Origin of the sequence: Acinetobacter sp. MD2, assembly GCF_035615575.1 — a bacterium.
In the GTDB taxonomy this organism is placed as follows: domain Bacteria; phylum Pseudomonadota; class Gammaproteobacteria; order Pseudomonadales; family Moraxellaceae; genus Acinetobacter.
This window is the reverse complement of the sequence record NZ_VTDK01000001.1, coordinates 67,143-85,614: the sequence shown is the minus strand read 5'-3', so window position 1 is coordinate 85,614 and position 18,472 is coordinate 67,143. Positions and strand designations below refer to the sequence as shown.

The 18,472-nt window shown below is 40.4% G+C and carries 14 protein-coding genes; 2 read left to right on the top strand and 12 right to left on the bottom strand.

What is annotated here, in order from left to right:
* Nucleotides 1-5 precede the first annotated feature (5 nt).
* Nucleotides 6-2,387, bottom strand: a complete 2,382-nt coding sequence (xdhB, locus tag FXN70_RS00365; RefSeq protein WP_324645440.1) for a xanthine dehydrogenase molybdopterin binding subunit — start codon at nt 2,385-2,387, stop codon at nt 6-8.
* A 1-nt stretch (nt 2,388) separates the two neighbouring features.
* On the bottom strand, nt 2,389-3,885 hold the full coding sequence (xdhA, locus tag FXN70_RS00360) for a xanthine dehydrogenase small subunit (protein ID WP_324645439.1): 1,497 nt from the start codon (nt 3,883-3,885) through the stop codon (nt 2,389-2,391).
* 344 nt (nt 3,886-4,229) lie between these two features.
* On the opposite strand from xdhA, the gene folE reads away from it, so the two are divergent.
* Nucleotides 4,230-4,778: a GTP cyclohydrolase I FolE gene (gene folE / locus FXN70_RS00355; RefSeq protein WP_324645438.1), complete on the top strand. Its 549-nt coding sequence runs from the start codon at nt 4,230-4,232 to the stop codon at nt 4,776-4,778.
* A 49-nt stretch (nt 4,779-4,827) separates the two neighbouring features.
* On the opposite strand, the gene FXN70_RS00350 is transcribed toward folE, so the two are convergent.
* Nucleotides 4,828-5,652: a DUF817 family protein gene (locus FXN70_RS00350; protein WP_420714341.1), complete on the bottom strand. Its 825-nt coding sequence runs from the start codon at nt 5,650-5,652 to the stop codon at nt 4,828-4,830.
* A 4-nt stretch (nt 5,653-5,656) separates the two neighbouring features.
* Complete coding sequence (gene hemE / locus FXN70_RS00345; RefSeq protein ID WP_324645437.1) at nt 5,657-6,730, bottom strand: uroporphyrinogen decarboxylase; 1,074 nt, start codon at nt 6,728-6,730, stop codon at nt 5,657-5,659.
* Between the two features lie 324 nt (nt 6,731-7,054).
* Here hemE and FXN70_RS00340 point away from each other — a divergent pair, with 324 nt between their 5' ends.
* Nucleotides 7,055-8,287, top strand: a complete 1,233-nt coding sequence (locus tag FXN70_RS00340) for a L,D-transpeptidase (RefSeq protein ID WP_324645436.1) — start codon at nt 7,055-7,057, stop codon at nt 8,285-8,287.
* A 68-nt stretch (nt 8,288-8,355) separates the two neighbouring features.
* Here FXN70_RS00340 and sohB read toward each other — a convergent pair whose 3' ends face one another.
* The 8 genes from sohB to FXN70_RS00300 all read right to left on the bottom strand — a co-directional run bounded on the left by sohB (nt 8,356) and on the right by FXN70_RS00300 (nt 18,210).
* Complete coding sequence (gene sohB, locus FXN70_RS00335) at nt 8,356-9,318, bottom strand: protease SohB (RefSeq protein ID WP_324645435.1); 963 nt, start codon at nt 9,316-9,318, stop codon at nt 8,356-8,358.
* A 158-nt stretch (nt 9,319-9,476) separates the two neighbouring features.
* On the bottom strand, nt 9,477-10,115 hold the full coding sequence (locus FXN70_RS00330; RefSeq protein WP_324645434.1) for a hypothetical protein: 639 nt from the start codon (nt 10,113-10,115) through the stop codon (nt 9,477-9,479).
* Nucleotides 10,116-10,200: 85 nt separating this feature from the next.
* Nucleotides 10,201-11,073, bottom strand: coding sequence for a phosphate ABC transporter ATP-binding protein PstB (pstB, locus tag FXN70_RS00325; RefSeq protein ID WP_324646033.1), 873 nt, complete (start codon nt 11,071-11,073; stop codon nt 10,201-10,203).
* 61 nt (nt 11,074-11,134) lie between these two features.
* Nucleotides 11,135-12,520: a phosphate ABC transporter permease PstA gene (gene pstA, locus FXN70_RS00320; protein WP_324645433.1), complete on the bottom strand. Its 1,386-nt coding sequence runs from the start codon at nt 12,518-12,520 to the stop codon at nt 11,135-11,137.
* A complete protein-coding gene (gene pstC, locus FXN70_RS00315) occupies nt 12,517-13,896 on the bottom strand; it encodes a phosphate ABC transporter permease subunit PstC (RefSeq protein WP_324645432.1) in 1,380 nt (459 codons plus the stop codon). The genes pstA and pstC overlap by 4 nt, the downstream gene beginning before the upstream one ends.
* Before the next feature lie 72 nt (nt 13,897-13,968).
* Nucleotides 13,969-14,997 (bottom strand): substrate-binding domain-containing protein, encoded by a 1,029-nt coding sequence (locus FXN70_RS00310; RefSeq protein WP_420714340.1) that lies wholly within the window; start codon nt 14,995-14,997, stop codon nt 13,969-13,971.
* Between the two features lie 306 nt (nt 14,998-15,303).
* Nucleotides 15,304-16,836, bottom strand: a complete 1,533-nt coding sequence (locus FXN70_RS00305) for an aspartate aminotransferase family protein (protein WP_324645431.1) — start codon at nt 16,834-16,836, stop codon at nt 15,304-15,306.
* Between the two features lie 3 nt (nt 16,837-16,839).
* Complete coding sequence (locus FXN70_RS00300) at nt 16,840-18,210, bottom strand: diaminobutyrate--2-oxoglutarate transaminase (protein ID WP_324645430.1); 1,371 nt, start codon at nt 18,208-18,210, stop codon at nt 16,840-16,842.
* Nucleotides 18,211-18,472 lie beyond the last annotated feature (262 nt).

The window sequence follows — 18,472 nt, the reverse complement described above, 5'->3', positions numbered from 1 at the left end:
GCTCATTAACGCAAATGTGGTTGTGATCGTTCAGCCAAAGCCTGCCCACGGCCAATCGCAATTGCTCGTAATATTTCCTCAGCGGTTGCCGGTGCATTTAAGCGAAGCGGCGCATTATCAGGAATCGCAGCTTGTACAGCCTGACGAATGGCAGAAAATACCGAAAGACCCAGCATGAATGGTGGCTCACCAACCGCTTTAGAACGATAAATCGTATCTGCTGCATTTTGATTATCAAATAATTTGACATTAAACACATGCGGAATATCAGCACTGGTCGGAATTTTATAGGTCGAGGGTGCATGGGTGAATAATCGCCCTGCATGCTGCCCTTGTGGCTGCCAATATAGCTCTTCTGTTGTCAGCCACCCCATACCTTGAATAAATCCACCTTCAATCTGTCCAATATCAATGGCTGGATTAATCGAACGCCCGACATCATGCAAAATATCGACACGTAACACTTTCATTTCGCCAGTTAAGGTATCAATGGCGACTTCACTCACCGCTGCACCATAAGCATAGTAAAAAAATGGACGACCAAGATGATTCACTTGGTCATAATGAATTTCTGGAGTTTTATAAAAACCACTATCCCACAATTGCACCCGTGCCATATAGGCACGATTGACCAAATCATTAAAACTAAATGATTGTCCATTGCTAGTGCTGACTGTGTTGTTTTCAAACTGAATCTGATCCGCATCACTTTGGCTAATTTCAGCCGCAAGTTTGGCTAAACGCTCACGAATTTTAATACAGGCATTTTGCACCGCTTTACCATTTAAATCTGCACCACTCGATGCAGCTGTCGCAGAGGTATTCGGTACCCGTGAAGTATCGGTCGCAATCAACCGAACTTGTTCAATTGGAAGTCCTAATTCATGCGCAGCGACTTGGCGGACTTTGGTATATAAGCCCTGTCCCATTTCTGTTCCGCCATGAGTAATCGCGACCGTGCCATCCATGTATACATAAACCAGCGCACCGGCTTGGTTATAATGTACAGCATTGAATGAAATCCCGAACATTAGCGGTGTTAGGGCAATACCACGCTTAATAATCGAATTGTTTTGATTAAATTGCTCAATTTTTTCACGACGTTGACGATATTGACTGCTTTCGATTAACTCTGCTACTAATTTGGGTGCAACATTGTCACGAACCTCTGCACCATAATGCATGTGGTCACGACCGTTGCCCGGTTTTTCAGCAAAAAAATTACGTTGACGCACCAAAACTGGATCAATATTTAAATGTCGCGCAATATCATCAATGATGACTTCTATTGCAAACATGCCTTGCGGGCCACCAAAACCACGATAAGCCGTATTCGATACCGTATTGGTTTTACAGCGCAAATTACGCAGTTGCACTGCATTTAAATAATAGGCATTACCAATATGGCAAATCGCACGTTCATTGACAGGACCAGATAAATCGGCTGAAAAACCACAATTGGATGCCAATTGCACTTTTAAACCTTGTAAAAGCCCATCATTGTCAAACGCCACCGACCATTCATAGGCAAAACCATGACGTTTACCGGTTGAGCTCATATCATCGTCACGGTCTAAACGCAATTTACTTGGACGACCTGTTTTTTGTGCCACTAAAGAAGCAATACATGCCCATTGCGCTGATTGTGATTCTTTACCACCAAAACCGCCACCCATTCGGCGTGCTTCAACACTGACCTGATGCATGTGGTAGCCCAAGGCATGACAAATCAATAATTGCATTTCGGTTGGATGTTGGGTCGAACAATAGACTTTTAAGGTTTGATCTTCCTGTGGTACGGCATAGGAAATTTGCCCTTCTAAATAAAAATGCTCTTGCCCACCCAATTCAATTTGACCGCTGAGCTGATGCGCTGCAGTTGCAAAGGCGGCATCCACGTCACCATGGCTAAAATCGACAGGTGGCAATACCCATGATTCTTGCTCAATTGCATCCTCAATACTTAAAATAGGTGTGTCTGCGGCATATTCAATTTTTGCCAAACGCACCGCTCGTCTTGCTTGTTGATAGGTTTTGGCAGCGACAACGAATAAAGCCTGACCATAAAATTCAACCTGATCTTTGGCAAAAATCGGATCATCTTTAACAATTGGCCCCCAATTGTTTTCAATAGTGACATCATCTGCACCATAAACCGCATAAACACCTTCAGCAGCACGAACGGCGCTTAAATCGAAAGTCGTGATTTTGCCTTTGGCACATTTAGAAAACCCCACAGCCAAATGTAAGGTATTTTCAAGCTCAGGCAAATCATCTATATATGTTGCTTGCCCAGTCACATGTAAATGTGCGCTTTCGTGTGGAATCGAATCGCCCGCTTTGGCCGATTTTTTGGGGATGTTTAAATGTTCTACAGACTGATTCATGTTACACCTCCACCAAAGCAATCAAATCATCCACACGGGTGATTGGCGTCTCTTCAATCTTTTCTAAATAAAAACGTTGTAAACAGTTTTGTGCGACCTGTAAGCGATAAGCACTACTCGCTCGTCCATCACTTAAAGGTTGATAATCCTCTGCCATGGCAATTTGTGCTGCGGCAATGCTTTTAGCAGACATCACTTGCCCCAACAACACCGCTTCGGCATGTTTGGCACGTTTTGGAATGGCCGCCATTCCACCAAATGCAATTTTGATGGATTGCACCGCTTGATGATCATCCAGTTCACAGCTAACTGCCGCACAGACTGCCGAAATATCTTGTTCATAACGTTTGGCAATTTTATAGGTCGCAAATTTAAACGTAGCCTGTTTTTCACGAATTGGAATTAAAATCGCTTCAACAAATTCACCTGCCTGCAACGCAGTTTTTTGATAATCCAAATAATAATCTTCTAATGCGATTTCTCGGGTTTGTTCGCCATAGCGTAAACGCAAGAATGTATCCAGCGTAATTAAAGCTGGCATTGAATCGCCAATTGGCGAACCATTGGCAATATTTCCACCCAATGTCCCTGCATTTTTAATCGGCATCGATGCAAAACGACGTTGTAACTCGCTAAAGTCTGGATAAATTTCGGTAATTTTAGAAAGTGCATCGCTCAAACTTACATTTGCACCAATCAACAAATGATGATTTTCAATCGCAATTTTCTTTAATTCTTGCACTTGTCCAATGTACAACATATCACCCAAATCACGTCCCATCTTGGTCACCCAAAGCCCGACATCAGTACTGCCTGCGACAATTCGTGCTTGTGGATATTGCACACGTAACCGAGCAAATTCAGAAAGCGTTTTAGGTGCAAAGAATTGCTGTTGTTGATAATGAAATTGCAACGCAGGCAATTCTTGAAGTGATTTTAAAGTATCAATAATTTTTTGACGCTCTAATTTTACTTTTGGATAATCAAAGGATTTTTGTGCAGCATCTAAAATGGGACGGTAGCCTGTACAACGGCATAAATTTCCCGACAAATAAGCACTGATTTTCTCTTTCGATGGCACAGTAACCTCGTTCTCATACATCGACCATAACGACATGATAAAACCAGGCGTACAAAAGCCACACTGCGAACCATGCTGATCAACCATCGCCTGTTGTACAGGATGTAGTGCAGATTCTGAGCTAGGCATGTATGTTTTTAAATCTTCTACGGTAAATAATGCTTTGCCATCTAAGGTCGGTAAAAATTGAATACATGCATTAACACTACGTAATTGTAATTGCCCCTCAAGCAATTCACCAACCACCACCGTACAAGCACCGCAATCCCCCTCAGCACAACCTTCTTTAGTACCTGTTTGACGCGTTTTGTTTACCGTATATTCCCGTAAAAACTGTAATACGGTTGTCGTGGGTGCAACATGTTGAACGTGTTGAATTTGCCCACGAAAGAAAAAGCTGATTGGACGTTCTGACATGTTTTATCCTTGCATTTTAGATTTATTCTTCACAGCATCAAGCACAACGTCCTGATCTAACAAACTCAGCAAATACAGTGCCAATTCCTTATAAATTAAACTAGATAGTCAAATTTACATGGTTTAAACCAGAGCTACTCCTATAAACTGCGACCTCTCACCAAAAAGAGAGGACACTTTCGATGTAGCATAAAAATTTACAGCATGCGGTAACCACAATCAGTTCAAATAAAAGCTTATTTTACGCCCAAAATAAAATAGCGCGTTGGATGATAAACTTCATGCACTGTTTCTGATACAATACTCAGCTTGTTTAACCGAGTAAGTCAATACGTCTTATGTCCATGCAGCAATCTTACGAAAAAATACTCACAGCCGTTGGTGAAGATCTAAATCGCCCGGGCTTAAAAGATACGCCTATTCGTGCGGCTAGAGCGTTTTCGTATTTGACTTCAGGCTATGACAAAAGCCTTGAAGAAGTCACCAATAATGCGGTATTCCCTTCAGATAACCGTGAAATGGTGTTGGTAAAAAATATTGAATTTTATTCTTTATGCGAACATCATTTATTGCCATTTTATGGACGCGTCCATATTGGATACTTACCCGAAGGTAACGTCTTAGGGCTTTCTAAGTTTGCGCGCATTACGGAGATGTTTGCACGCCGCTTACAAATTCAAGAAAACTTAACTCAGCAAATTGCCGAAGCCGTTGCAGAAGTGACGCAAGCACGTGGCGTGGCGGTTGTGATTGACTCGGCACATATGTGTATGATGATGCGTGGCGTGGGCAAACAAAGTTCAACCACACGTACAGTGTCTTTTGTCGGTGACTTTAAAACCGATACCGAAGCACGTCGCGAATTTTTAAGTGCCGTGCCTGAAAGCTATTAATTCAAAATAATCATCAACAAATGAATCTAAAATTAAAGCAAGTGATCTTTCACTTGCTTTTTTTGTGCTTTGTTTGAATTAAGACCCAATTGCCTTGCACATCTCTACGTCCTAAAATTTTAAGGATCAAAACTAGGCTTAATAATAATAACAAATACCAAGACCCAATTTTCCCCCACCATACCACTTGCCAACCATGTTCTTGGTTTGGATAAACCCAAATATCGTAAAAAGTGCTAATATTCTCCGCAATCCAAATTAAAAATGCTAAAAACACTAACAACAACAGCATTGGAATTTGATAACGATGTTGTTGGATTTGGATGCTGACTTTGGTTTTCCAAAAAAGCAGCGTGCTCCACACAAACAAAATACTGCGTAAATCATGAATAAAAAATTTACTCATAAAATTAATATATGCAACCAATGCTAACAGCAGCATATGATTAAAATGCGGCAATTTTTGAAATGACACTTCAAATAAACGAATGGCACGCGCAAAAAAACTGCCAATTGCCGAATACATAAACCCTGCAAATAACGGTACTGTAAGAATTTTTAACACCGCAGGTTCAGGATACTGCCATGACCCCACATGGGGGTCGGTAAGCACCAACTCCATTACCATTGCCATAACATGAAATAAAGCGATCACCTTGGCTTCAGCCAAAGTTTCTAAATGGAAGTACAACATCAATAATTGAATTGCAACAGCACCAAAAAATAAGTAGTCGTAACGATAAAAACCTAAAAAAGACTGACCATCCATTGAGGAGCTGATCGCAAAAGCAAGCAATAATAAAATACCAAAAAGCGCAGCGGCAATGGCACGCTGCGCAGTAAAAATCAAGCCTTGAGCAAATGACCTTAACAAATGCTTAGCCTAAATACTTGGCACTATAATCATGGACAGTATCCACAAAAATTTTAGCGCGTTCAGGGTCAACCCACTGAGTAATACCATGCCCAAGGTTTGCAACATAACCTGTTTTTTCACCATGGCGATAAGCATCGTCTAACATGGCTTTTACCGCAGTTTCAATTGTGCTGGCTGAACCATATAAAGTTGCAGGATCTAAATTTCCTTGTAACGCGACTCGCCCTTGCACTGTTTGGCGTGCATCGGCTAATGAGGTTGCCCAATCTAGACCTAAAGCATCTGCACCTGTTGCAATCATCGGCTCTAACCACTGCCCACCACCTTTGGTGAACATAATAATTGGAATTTTTCGCCCTTCATGTTCACGCTTTAAACCTGCAATAATTTTTTGCATATAGTTTAATGAAAAAGCCTGATATTCACGATGTGCCAATGCCCCACCCCAACTATCAAAAATTTGAATAGCCTGTGCACCTGCTTCAATTTGTGCATTTAAATAGTCAATCACAGAATCGGCCAAATGTGACAATAGTGCATGTAACACTTCTGGCTCGGCATACATCATTTGTTTGGTAAAACGAAAATCTTTACTTGAACCGCCTTCAATCATATAGGTTGCTAGCGTCCAAGGGCTGCCTGAAAAACCAATTAAAGGTACAGCGCCACCTAAAGCACTACGAATCGCCGTTACGGCATTCATCACATAATCAAGATCAGATTTGGCATTTAATTTTGGTAGTGCTGCAACATCTTGTGCTGTGCGAATGGTTTTTTTAAATTTTGGCCCTTCGCCTGTTTCAAAATATAGCCCTAAACCCAAAGCATCGGGAATCGTTAAAATGTCTGAAAATAAAATCGCAGCATCTAAGGCATAACGGCGCAGTGGCTGTAACGTCACTTCACATGCAAAATCAGTATTTTTACATAAAGATAAGAAATCACCTGCTTGGGCACGCGTTGCACGATATTCTGGTAAATAACGCCCTGCTTGACGCATCATCCACACAGGTGTGGTATCAACAGTTTCGCCCAATAAAGCACGTAAGAAACGATCATTTTTTAAATTCGTCACGCTCTTTCCAATCAATTTTTTAAATTACCACATAATAACAAAAACAGTTTATAGACTGTAATTTTTTCCAATAGATTCGCAGCAATCTAATCTTAAGCAGGATTTTTCATAAATCTAAATGGATTTTCAATATTTTAAATTGACCATGAACATAAATCATTGCCTTTGGTTTGAACTTAAATGCAACAACTAAAATTAAATAGTGCAATAACACAAGTTTATCTACGTAACAGATACGAAATAATTAATGCAACACGTTTTAATTTCTGTAATACTGATCACGTTTTTTGTCACAAATACATTTTTTATTTAAGGTTGTATTCAATGTTTGTTCGCTCATTACTCGCTGTAAGTTTAAGCTGCGCCATGCTGAACACTGCTTTTGCAGCATCTCATGCAGAGCAACCATTAACACCTCAAAAAGTAGCCTCTGCGCCTGTGGAAGATCCTATCGATCCATTATCTATAGATACGAAAACTGCGTCTCAAGTCATGGGCAGTAATGCTGCTTCTGAGGTTAAACCAGATACTGCGGCATCTGAAGCACAAATTAGCCAGCAAGAACAGAAAAATCTAAACCAAGTTACAAATACGGTTAAACGTATTGATAATACCGCTGAAAAAAATACCAAAGCGCCAACCAATAGCAATAAAGCGGCTTGGACACTCGATAATTTAAATAATGTTGAATGGTATTCAAATATTGGCAGAGGTCAATTCCCTGTATACGCACGTGCACAAGTGATGCTCAACAATATGCATGCATCGCCAGGGGCAATTGATGGTTCAAGCGGTAAAAATACCTTAAAAGCACTGGCATCATTCCAACAAATGAATGGCTTAACGGCAACAGGTGAATTAGATCAGGCAACTTGGGACGCGTTGGTAGAAAAACAAGCCAAACCTGCCTATATGGAATACACCATTACCGCAGATGACTTAAAAGGTCCGTATGCGCCAAGTATTCCACATGACTATGCGCTTCAAGCCAAAATGAAGGGTCTTTATTACACTCGTGTAACTGAAATGCTCGGTGAGAAGTTCCATATGGATGAGGGCTTCTTAAAGCAACTCAATCCAAAAGCGAACTTTAAAACTGTAGGTGAGAAAATTATTGTTGCCAATGTACGCAATAACTTATCTGAAAATATTCATTTAATTATTGCCCACAAAGGTGCAAAACAACTGTATTTATTTAATGATCGTAACCAAATGGTCGGCTCATTCCCTGCAACCATTGGAAGTTCAGATACACCTTCGCCTGCAGGAACGTATAAAGTTGTTGGTGTTGCGAAAAATCCATACTACGGTTATTCACCAAGTAATTTTGTGCAAGGCAAAAACTTAAAACCATTAACTCTTCCACCTGGTCCAAATGGCCCTGTCGGTAATATTTGGATTGGTTTAAGCAAAAAATCTTTTGGTATTCATGGTACGCCAAACCCTTCTACTATTTCTAAAACAGCATCTCATGGTTGTATTCGCTTAACCAACTGGGATGCCAATGACTTAGGCAGTAAAGTTAAAGCTGGAGTTACAGTGAAGTTTCTTGAGTAATTCTCTATTTAACTCCCAAAAAACCAGATCATAAGATCTGGTTTTTTTATTTGCTAAAGTCGTGTCATTTATAACTTAGGATCACGTAATTGCAATAAAGTTTGATTGGCTTTCGCAGCATAATCCGTCAACTTATCCAACATAGAGGGGATCATCTGCTCTGCAATTTGCGCTGCTTGTAGCCCTAATTTTTCACCCAAAGTCGGTTTATGACGTGTCGAAATTAAATAAACATCGTGTTGACTTAAGAGGTCTAAAATTAAGGTATCTGAGGTTTGTAATTGATCGACCAGATTTAAGTCTAAAGCATCCTGTCCATACCAATGCTCACCCGTAGCGACTTGCTCAACATTGAGTTTTGGACGATATTTTTCTACAAAATGCTTAAATAATACGTGAGTTTGCTGCAATTCTTCTTCAAATTTCGCTTTGCCTTCTTTGGTATTTTCACCAAACATGGTCACGGTACGCTTATATGCACCTGCGGTATATAACTCAAAATCGACATGGTTTTCACGCAATAAACGGTTAAAATTAGGCACTTGCGCAACCACGCCAATCGAACCCAAAATTGCAAACGGTGCTGCAACAATTTCATTAGCAATACATGCCATCATATAACCACCGCTTGCAGCAACTTTATCTACTGCAACGGTTACATGAAAACCTGCATCACGTAAGCGAACTAATTGCGCTGCTGCTAAACCATAACCATGTACCATTCCACCTGGGCTTTCTAAACGAATCACCACACGATCTTGACCTACTTTTGCTGAAGCTAAAACCAATGTAACTTCTTCACGAAATTGAGCGACAGCAGATGCTTTGACATCACCGTTAAAATCAATCACATAAATTTTTTGACCTGACTTTTTACGTGCTTTGGCTTCTTTTGCTAGCTGCTGATTAAACTGTAATAGCTCAAATTTAGATGCTGTAGCTTGAACCATCTTTTTACGTTGTTCATTCACACGTGCATTTAAATGGGTGATATTTATTTCAGAGGGAAGCTTTGGCAAATGAAATAACATAGATCTTAGTTCTCAATTTATTTAGGACTTTAAAGTTAGATTAGGGCAATTTCATTATTTTTCAATAGAGTTCTTGCATAATTCGTAGTGTCTACTTTTTTCTGTATGCTAAAAATAACCAAACAAAGATAATATTAAGTGTTATATCCGATTTTGTTTTAATGTCTAGTTTTACGTAAACGTTCAAATCTCAGCATGATTTCCTTTACAGCAACCAATCGAAAAAACAACCAAAACTGTCCATAATAAAAAATGCCAATAATAACAGCATTAATGGGCCACCAAGTTTTAATAATGAAATTGCCTCGATGTGTATTCCCAGATAGCGTAATAAGCGAATAAAGAATAATCGGACAGAAAATAAAAAATAATAAGACCACAAATTCCTTCGCCATACTGTGTAATGAGTTGTTTTGAGCCTGTAATTTTACTTGTTTAAAACGATAAAACTTGTACGCTGCATGGGCGTGAATGTAGTTCTGCCAAGCTCTTCGGAAATCAGCTTTGCTATTGTTTTTTCTCAGCCAAAAATAGAAAATTGGTAACATTGTGCATGAAGCAAGTACAAAAACGTCATACAACCAACGATGATATTTACTCATCCCTTCATTTTGCGAGGTCAAAAATAAACCTGTATGTGGAATAAATACAGCCAAAATCACACTCAAGAGAACCAAAATTATGCTTGTAATTTCAGCAATATAGGATGTTCCAAATAGAGTTTTTAACACTTCATGATGTACTGTTTTTAATTTTTTCCGCATTATGGCATCATCTGTTAAAAAAATATCTTTCATCCACATTTATTCTTTTAAAAAACTAAGCATAACAAAAAACGAAGCATATTAGCTTCGTTTTTAGGCAATATCTTAAAATATAACCTTAACCAAAACGCCCTGTAATATATGCTTCAGTTAATTGATGATCTGGCTGAGTAAAGACCTTTTCAGTTGAGTTGACTTCAATTAAATTACCCAAATGGAAATAAGCCGTACGATGCGACACACGTGCAGCTTGCTGCATTGAGTGAGTTACAATAGCAATTGTAAACTGCGTCGAAAGTTCTGAAATCAACTCTTCAATTTTAGCTGTCGCAATTGGGTCAAGTGCCGAGCATGGTTCATCCATTAAAATCACTTCAGGGCTGACAGCAATGGTACGTGCAATACATAAACGCTGCTGCTGCCCACCAGAAAGCCCCGTGCCCGACTGGCTTAAACGGTCTTTCACTTCATCCCAAAGCCCTGCTTTTCGCAGGCTGTTTTCGACAATTTCTTCTAGGTCATATTTGTCACGTGCCAAACCATGCAATTTAGGCCCATAAGCGACATTATCAAAAATAGATTTTGGGAATGGATTCGGCTTTTGAAATACCATTCCAACTTGGGCGCGGAGCAAAACCACATCTAAACTTCGATCATAAATATCTTGATCATCTAATAAAACCTTACCTTGTACACGACACCCTTCAATGGTGTCATTCATACGGTTTAAGGTACGTAAAAACGTAGATTTACCACAGCCCGAAGGGCCAATAAATGCAATCACTTCATTTTGGTGAATATTTAAGTCAATGCCTTTAATCGCCTCGGTTTCACCGTAATAAACATGTACACCTTGAGTCGCAATTTTAACTTCTTGCACAGCTTTTTGTTTTGTCGCATCAGGCTGTGCATTATGTTCAACATGCACATGAATTGACGGCGTCACGTTAATTTTTGCGTTTGGTGTTTGTTGATGTTCAGTCACATGCATATCCTGTGTTGGAAATGTTCTACGTTCAGCAGTATTATTCATCATCTTTATTACCTTTATATTACCAACGCACTTCAAATTTTTTGCGTAACCAAATGGCAAAACTATTTAAACCGATCATTAAAGCAAGTAGTACAATAATTGCCGCAGCGGTACGACCTTCAAAGAAATTACGTAATTCATTACCCTGCCATAAGAAAATTTGTACAGGTAATGCGGTTGATTGATCAATCGGTGTCGTTGGAACACTGGCAACAAAGGCGCTCATACCAATTAAAAGTAACGGTGCAGTTTCACCCAAAGCCTGTGCAACGCCAATAATTGCACCTGTTAAAATACCCGGTAATGCAAGTGGCAACACATGATGGAAAACCGTTTGAATTTTCGATGCTCCAAGCCCTTGTGCTGCCTGACGAATCGATGGCGGCACAGCTTTTAACGCAGCACGGGTAGTAATAATCACCGTTGGTAAGGTCATTAAACTTAATACCAAACCACCCACCAATGGTGCAGAAAGCGGTAAATGCATCCAGCCAATAAAAATTGCGGCACCCAACAAACCAAATACAATTGAAGGAACTGCAGCCAAATTATTAATATTGACTTCAATGATATCGGTTACGATATTCTTTTTCGCAAATTCTTCTAAATAGATGGCACTGGCAACACCAATTGGGATTGAAACAAAAATCACAATCAGCATCATAAATAACGAACCCATAAATGCCCCTGCTAAACCACTGGTGGCAGGTGAACTACGAGAGTCGGTATTGGTAAAAATTTTAAAATTGAATTGCTGAGTCAACAGGTCTTTTTTCACTAAAGTATCGGCTAAATGACGAACTTCAGGACTTAACTGTTGCTGATCATCAGGCAAGCTACGATCAATTTCGCCACTTACCCAGACATCCACATTGGCATCGGCAAGGAGTTTCAATTCTTTGGTTTGTCCAATTAAGCTTGGATCAGCAAAAACCATATCGCGTAATCGATACGACTCTGAACTACTATAAATGCTGCTTAGGTCATCTTGAAATTGTTTTAAGCTTGGATCTTTGCTTTCCATACCTTTAACAATTAAACCATCCCAGTCCACCATCCCCATCTTGGTTTGCCAATCAATATAACGCTGTTGATATTGCGCGGGGCTTTCTTGTGCCAATTTAACAGGTTTAGGGCCAGCATCAATCAGTTTGGGATCAAAATAAATAGGAACCGTCATACTAGCTTGCCAAAATGCAGGTAAGCCTTTTTGTAAAATACTACTAAACAATAAAGCCACAAACATAAGGCCAACGATGACCGAAGTTAAACCAAAAGTACGGAAGATTTTTTCTTTGCGATGACGTTTGGCTAAAGTTTGGGAAATTGCACGTTTTCTTTTTTCACGTGCTTCAGCCGCCGCTTTCGGGTCAAATGCTGGAACAGCAGAATTGGTCATACTCATTCGTATTGCTCGCGATATTTACGCACAATATAAAGTGCAACAATGTTTAAACCTAAAGTGATCACAAACAAGGTTAAGCCTAAAGCAAAGGCCACCAATGCTTGTGGACTCGCAAAGTCTGTATCTCCCGTTAATTGGTTTACAATCGTAACGGTGACAGTAGATACTGCTTGCAATGGGTTGGTATGCAATAATGGGCTATTACCCGCAGCGAGTACTACAATCATAGTTTCGCCAATGGCACGAGAAGCCGCCAGTAAGAATGCCCCAACAATTCCAGGTAAAGCTGCGGGCAAAACCACCTGACGAATGGTTTCAGATTGAGTCGCACCCAAACCTAACGAGCCGTCTCGCAATGTTCGTGGTACTTGGGTAATAATGTCATCTGACAAAGAAGAAACAAATGGAATAATCATAATGCCCATCACCACGCCTGCGGTGAGCGCACTGGTTGCATTAATATCTAAACCGATATAATAACCGATTTGCTTTAAAAATGGTCCAGCCACCATTAATGCAAAAACCCCATAAACAATGGTTGGAATCCCTGCCAAAATTTCAATGGTCGGCTTGGTTAATGCACGAAAACGAGGGGAAGCATACTCAGCCAAGTAAATCGCAATCATTAAACCAACTGGAATTGAAACAAGCAGCGCAATTGCACTGACCATGAGCGTACCCCAGAGTAAGGGAAGCAGGCCATAACTGCCTTCGGCATTACCAGATGTGCTAAAACCTGGGTTCCATTCCGTCCCAAAAAAGAATGCTGTAGGACTAACAAAATGAAAAAAGCGTAAAGCTTCGCTAAGCATCGACATGACAATGCCAAGCGTGGTTAAAATTGCCACGCCAGAGCACAATGCCAAACCAACTTTAATTACTTTTTCCACACTATTACGCGCACGATATGTTTGGTTAATTTTTTTCTTTGCAATCAATAAACCAACCAAGGCCACACAAACGACCAGTGCAAATTTAGCATAACCACCAATTTGACTAATTTGCGCATATTGCGCTGCTGCTTGTCGCTCATAACTTGTCGGATGATCAGTCAAACCAAATCCTGTTGCAAGTGCATGAATACGATCGAGCAACACGCCCTGACCTGCAGCATCTAAATGTGCCATTACATTTGCAGGAACATGGTTAAATGCCACTTGACGTAAAATAGAAGGTTCTATCAGATTCCATAATATGAAAATTATAAAAGCAGGAATACCGCACCACACTGCAACCAATGCACCATAGTAACCGGGACGAGAATGCAGACCCACGGTATTTTTTCCCGCTCCTGCAAGCTGCCGACTTTTTCTCAAGCCAAATTGGTAGGCCATTGCAATCAGTGCAAGTAACACACCTAAAAGAAGCAGATTCATCTTATCTTTGCCCAAATTGGTTTTAATTCAAAAAACCCAATACAGCAGCAACTGTATTGGGTCAAAATTAACTTACTTTACAGATTTTCCAGCTTTAAAATCGGCCAGTACTTTTGCACGTTCAGCATCCGACATCGCAATCAAACCTGCTTTTTCAATTTTAGAGCCTTTACCTGAAATTTTCTTATTTAAGAAGAATTCAACGTACTGTGGCAAACCTTTGACTGAAACAAGGTGCTCACCTTTAACATACATATACAATGGGCGAGACACAATATAGCTGCCGTTTAACACGGTTTTTTCTGATGGAATCACGTTGTTTACGCTTGCAACGCGCAACTTGTCGCGGTTGGAATCATAATAACCTAAACCGAACACACCTACGGCACTTGGATTGGTTTTTAAACGTGCTAAGGTTTCGGTATAATCACCTGAAATTTCAACCACACGTCCATCTTTACGGAAAGTCGAACATGCTTTTTCACGTTCTTCTTTGTCTAACTTTTTGAAATAATCGTAAGTTTCACATCCTGCATTGACCATTTTCTCTTGGAAGACTTCACGTGTTCCGTGGTTCGATGCAGGAATGACCAATGTGATTGGCTCATTTGGTAAAGTTGGATCAATTTGATTCCAACGCGTATATGGGTTTGGTACTAATTTACCATTCGATGGTAATTTTTCAGCCAAAGCTGCAAAAATATGATAAGGCTTTAATTTATAAGCGGCTTTATGTGAGTTCGATGCAAAGACAATACCGTCATAACCGACTTTAACTTCTTGAATTTTATTAACGCCTGCTTTTTTACAAGTGGCAATTTCAGTGTCTTTTATTTTACGTGAGGCATTGGCAATATCAATCGTATTATCCGCAACGCCTTGACAGAATTGCTTTAAACCACCGCCTGTACCACCTGAACCCACAACAGGTGTTTTATATTGTGGGAAAGTATTACCGAATTCTTCAGCAACAATACTTGCGTATGGCAAAACTGTTGAAGAACCTGCAATTTGAATGGTATCTCGAGCTGCGTGTGCACCTGTCGCAAGTGTCACCCCTGTGATTGCTAAAGCCAGTGCAATTTTATTATTGAACATCATTGTCATCTCTCTGTGCGTGGAACGCGTTTTCGTGATCTAATCAAAAACTTGACGTTTTATTCGGATACAGGCATTTTGAGTTTTTTATGTGACACTCAGGTTACAGAATTATTACGCTTTAATGATATCTGATAACAAAAAACTACAAGTTAAAATCATTTAAATTCAATCGCTTATATTAAAAGCTCAAATTAAACATGCATGTTATTTCATTATTTTGTCATATTTTGCATTTACTACGGATTCTATACACATTAAAAAAGGTCACCGAAGTGACCTTTTTATGACAACAAATTCAATATGCAATTAGTCAATTGCAGGAACGTATGTACCTGCCGCAATAGCATCTTTAATACGATCGCTTTCAGCTAATACCATTGCCAATAAACCTTGAACATTTTCAAGGGTTGCAACAGGGCTTAACGTGGTCATTTTTAAAGATTGAACATCACCAACTTTGGTCACACCAATGTTCGCATCGCCGCGCGCAAACAGTTCATCTGCAATGTTTTGGTTTAAAGTATCAACCAATTCTGCTGGATAATTTTGCGGTACAACACGGAATAACACCGATGCAAACTGTGGTTGAACCAATAATTCTAAACCATCAGTTGCTTCAATATAGTCTGCAACATCACGCGTTAAAGACACACCATGATCGATCATTGAGCCATAAAGTTCTTCACCTAAAGCTTCAATGGTCATCCACAATTTTAACGCATCAAAACGGCGTGTGGTTTGCAATGACTTCGACACAAGATTCGGCACGCCATGTTCTTCATCATAAGCTGAGTTTAAATACTCGGCTTCATAATGCATAAAGCGATAGTTCGCTTCATCTTTAAGCAAGAATGCACCACAGCTAATGCTTTGGAAATAATGCTTATGGAAATCAAGCGTAACTGAATCAGAAAGTTCAATACCATCAAGCAAATCACGATGATCATTCGATAAAATCAGTGCGCCCCCCCATGCCGCGTCGATGTGCATCCACGCGCCATATTGAGTCGTGATTTCACGAATTTTCTTCAATGGATCAATCGCACCTGCATCGGTTGTACCCGCAGTTGCCACCACACATGCTACAATTTTGCCTTCGGCTTTTAATTGTGCCATGGTGCGTTCAAGCGCATCGACATCCATTTGCGCATTGCTGTTTACAGGCACAGTCACAACAGACTGAAAGCCCATACCCATCATTGCCATGTTCTTTTGCACAGAGAAATGTGCATTTTCAGAACAAATCACTTTCACATTTTTCAATGCTTCGTTTGGAATACCATCACGCTGAACTGACCACGGCTGACCGTTTTCGCCTTTCCAGTTATTTGCAATACACCAATCGCGTGCCAGTAATACACCCATCAAGTTTGACTGTGTACCACCTGAGGTAAATACCCCAGCTTGACCTGCACCATAACCGACTTTTTGACGCAGCCAGTCAATTAACTGCACTTCCATGAGTGAACCCGCAGGGCTTTGATCCCAAGAGTCCATCGACTGGTTTGTTGCGTTAATTAATACTTCAGCAATTTGACTGGTCACCATGGTTGGGCAGTGCAAATGTGCAAGTGAGTACGGATGGTGTACTTTTAAGCTTTTATTTAAAAACAGTTCAACCATGCGCGACAACGAGTCGTGCAAGCCAATACCTTCTTTAGACGGATTAAAAGCAATTGCTGAACGCAATTCTTTAATACTACCGCCTGTATACATTTTGTCGTTTTGCAACCATGCAGCAACGGATTTAACCGCTTGCTCCATTGCCGACTGATAGTCAGCAATAGAACCCGCATCATTGCAGAGTAACGCTTTACGATGTTCTGCAAAATCAACCATGGATTAGCCTCGAACCGCCTCAATTGCTTGTGCAACTGATTTTTTGAAACGTGCAATCACTTCAACACATTCGTCTTGGGTGATAATAAGTGGGCAAAGCAAGCGAATTACTGTACCGTTACGACCGCCTTTTTCTAACAACAATTGGTTGTTAAAACATGCCGTTTGAATCGCAGCAGCAAGTGGTGCATCGGCAGGTAAAGAACCCATATGGTCAGCAGTTAGGCGTTCATCAACAATTTCAACACCAATCATTAAACCACGGCCACGCACGTTACCAATACATGGGAATTCTTGTGCTAATTTTTTCAATTCAGCTTGTAAGAAATCACCACGTTCTTGGGCATTTTGCGCCAAGTTTTGCGTTTTAATGGTGTCTAATACCGCTAAACCTGTGCCCATCGCCATTTGGTTACCACGGAAAGTACCAGTGTGACCTGCTGGTTGCCAAGCATCAAATTTACGTTTAATACCCAATACCGCAAGTGGTAAACCACCACCTACTGCTTTAGACATCACAATTACGTCTGGCTCAATACCTGCATGTTCAAATGCAAACATTTTACCTGAACGTGCAAAGCCCGCTTGAACTTCGTCTAAAATAAGCACGATGTCGTGTTTTGCAGTCACTTCACGGATTTTTTGCAACCATTTTACAGGTGCAGTCACTACGCCGCCTTCACCTTGAATCGCTTCAAGAATCACAGCAGCAGGCTTGGTTACGCCACTTTCAACATCTTCAATAAAGTTTTCGAAGAAATAAGTTAAAGCATCTACACCCGCTTCACCGCCTAAGCCTAATGGGCAGCGGTATTCGTGCGGATATGGCATAAACTGCACGCCTGGCATAAGGTTATTCACTGCATTTTTTGCAGATAAGTTTCCTGTCATTGCCAATGAACCGTGCGTCATACCATGATAGCCACCTGAGAAGCTAATCACAGTGCTACGGCCTGTATAGGTTTTTGCAAGTTTAACTGCTGCTTCTGTCGCATCTGCACCAGATGGACCACAGAATTGTAAACAGTATGCCTCTTTGCCACCCGGAAGATGTGACAACAAACCTTCAGTAAACGCATCTTTTAACGGCGTTGTTAAATCTAAGGTATGTAATGGCAAACCACTTGTTACAGTGTCTTGAATACTTTTGATCACCGCAGGATGATTATGGCCTAATGCCAATGTTCCTGCCCCAGCTAAACAATCAAGGTACTTTGTACCTTCAACATCGGTAACCCAACAACCAAGTGCTTCCGCTATCGCTAACGGTAATTTACGTGGATAACTACGAACATTCGATTCCATCTGACTTTGGCGAGTCAAGTAGTATTCGTTTGTGGAAGTGGTGGCAGGATTTACAGAAGTAACGCTCATATCGAATTACCATCTCTGATATGGGTTGAAAGAAATAAGTCTGGTGACTTGCGGTCGTTTGACTCGGTGCTTGTAAGTTCTAGTTAGACCAGAAATAGACCTAAATAACTAGGAGGGCGATGATACCCTTTTTTTGATAAAAATAAAGCGTTTTTACATCTTTATTCAGTCTAAAATGCTATCGCTAAATTTGGTCTAAGCTTGATTGGAACACGATACCTAAATTACATGACAATTCAATGAAGATGAATGCTTGGATACT

Coding starts and splice junctions, on each gene's coding strand:
- pstB (WP_324646033.1), bottom strand. CDS start 11,073: ATGCATGTGACTGAACATCAACAAACACCAAACGCAAAAATTAACGTG.
- folE (WP_324645438.1), top strand. CDS start 4,230: ATGCAGCAATCTTACGAAAAAATACTCACAGCCGTTGGTGAAGATCTA.
- FXN70_RS00330 (WP_324645434.1), bottom strand. CDS start 10,115: ATGAAAGATATTTTTTTAACAGATGATGCCATAATGCGGAAAAAATTA.
- pstC (WP_324645432.1), bottom strand. CDS start 13,896: ATGAATCTGCTTCTTTTAGGTGTGTTACTTGCACTGATTGCAATGGCC.
- FXN70_RS00310 (WP_420714340.1), bottom strand. CDS start 14,997: ATGATGTTCAATAATAAAATTGCACTGGCTTTAGCAATCACAGGGGTG.
- FXN70_RS00300 (WP_324645430.1), bottom strand. CDS start 18,210: ATGAGCGTTACTTCTGTAAATCCTGCCACCACTTCCACAAACGAATAC.
- FXN70_RS00305 (WP_324645431.1), bottom strand. CDS start 16,836: ATGGTTGATTTTGCAGAACATCGTAAAGCGTTACTCTGCAATGATGCG.
- xdhA (WP_324645439.1), bottom strand. CDS start 3,885: ATGTCAGAACGTCCAATCAGCTTTTTCTTTCGTGGGCAAATTCAACAC.
- xdhB (WP_324645440.1), bottom strand. CDS start 2,387: ATGAATCAGTCTGTAGAACATTTAAACATCCCCAAAAAATCGGCCAAA.
- FXN70_RS00340 (WP_324645436.1), top strand. CDS start 7,055: ATGTTTGTTCGCTCATTACTCGCTGTAAGTTTAAGCTGCGCCATGCTG.
- pstA (WP_324645433.1), bottom strand. CDS start 12,520: ATGAGTATGACCAATTCTGCTGTTCCAGCATTTGACCCGAAAGCGGCG.
- sohB (WP_324645435.1), bottom strand. CDS start 9,318: ATGTTATTTCATTTGCCAAAGCTTCCCTCTGAAATAAATATCACCCAT.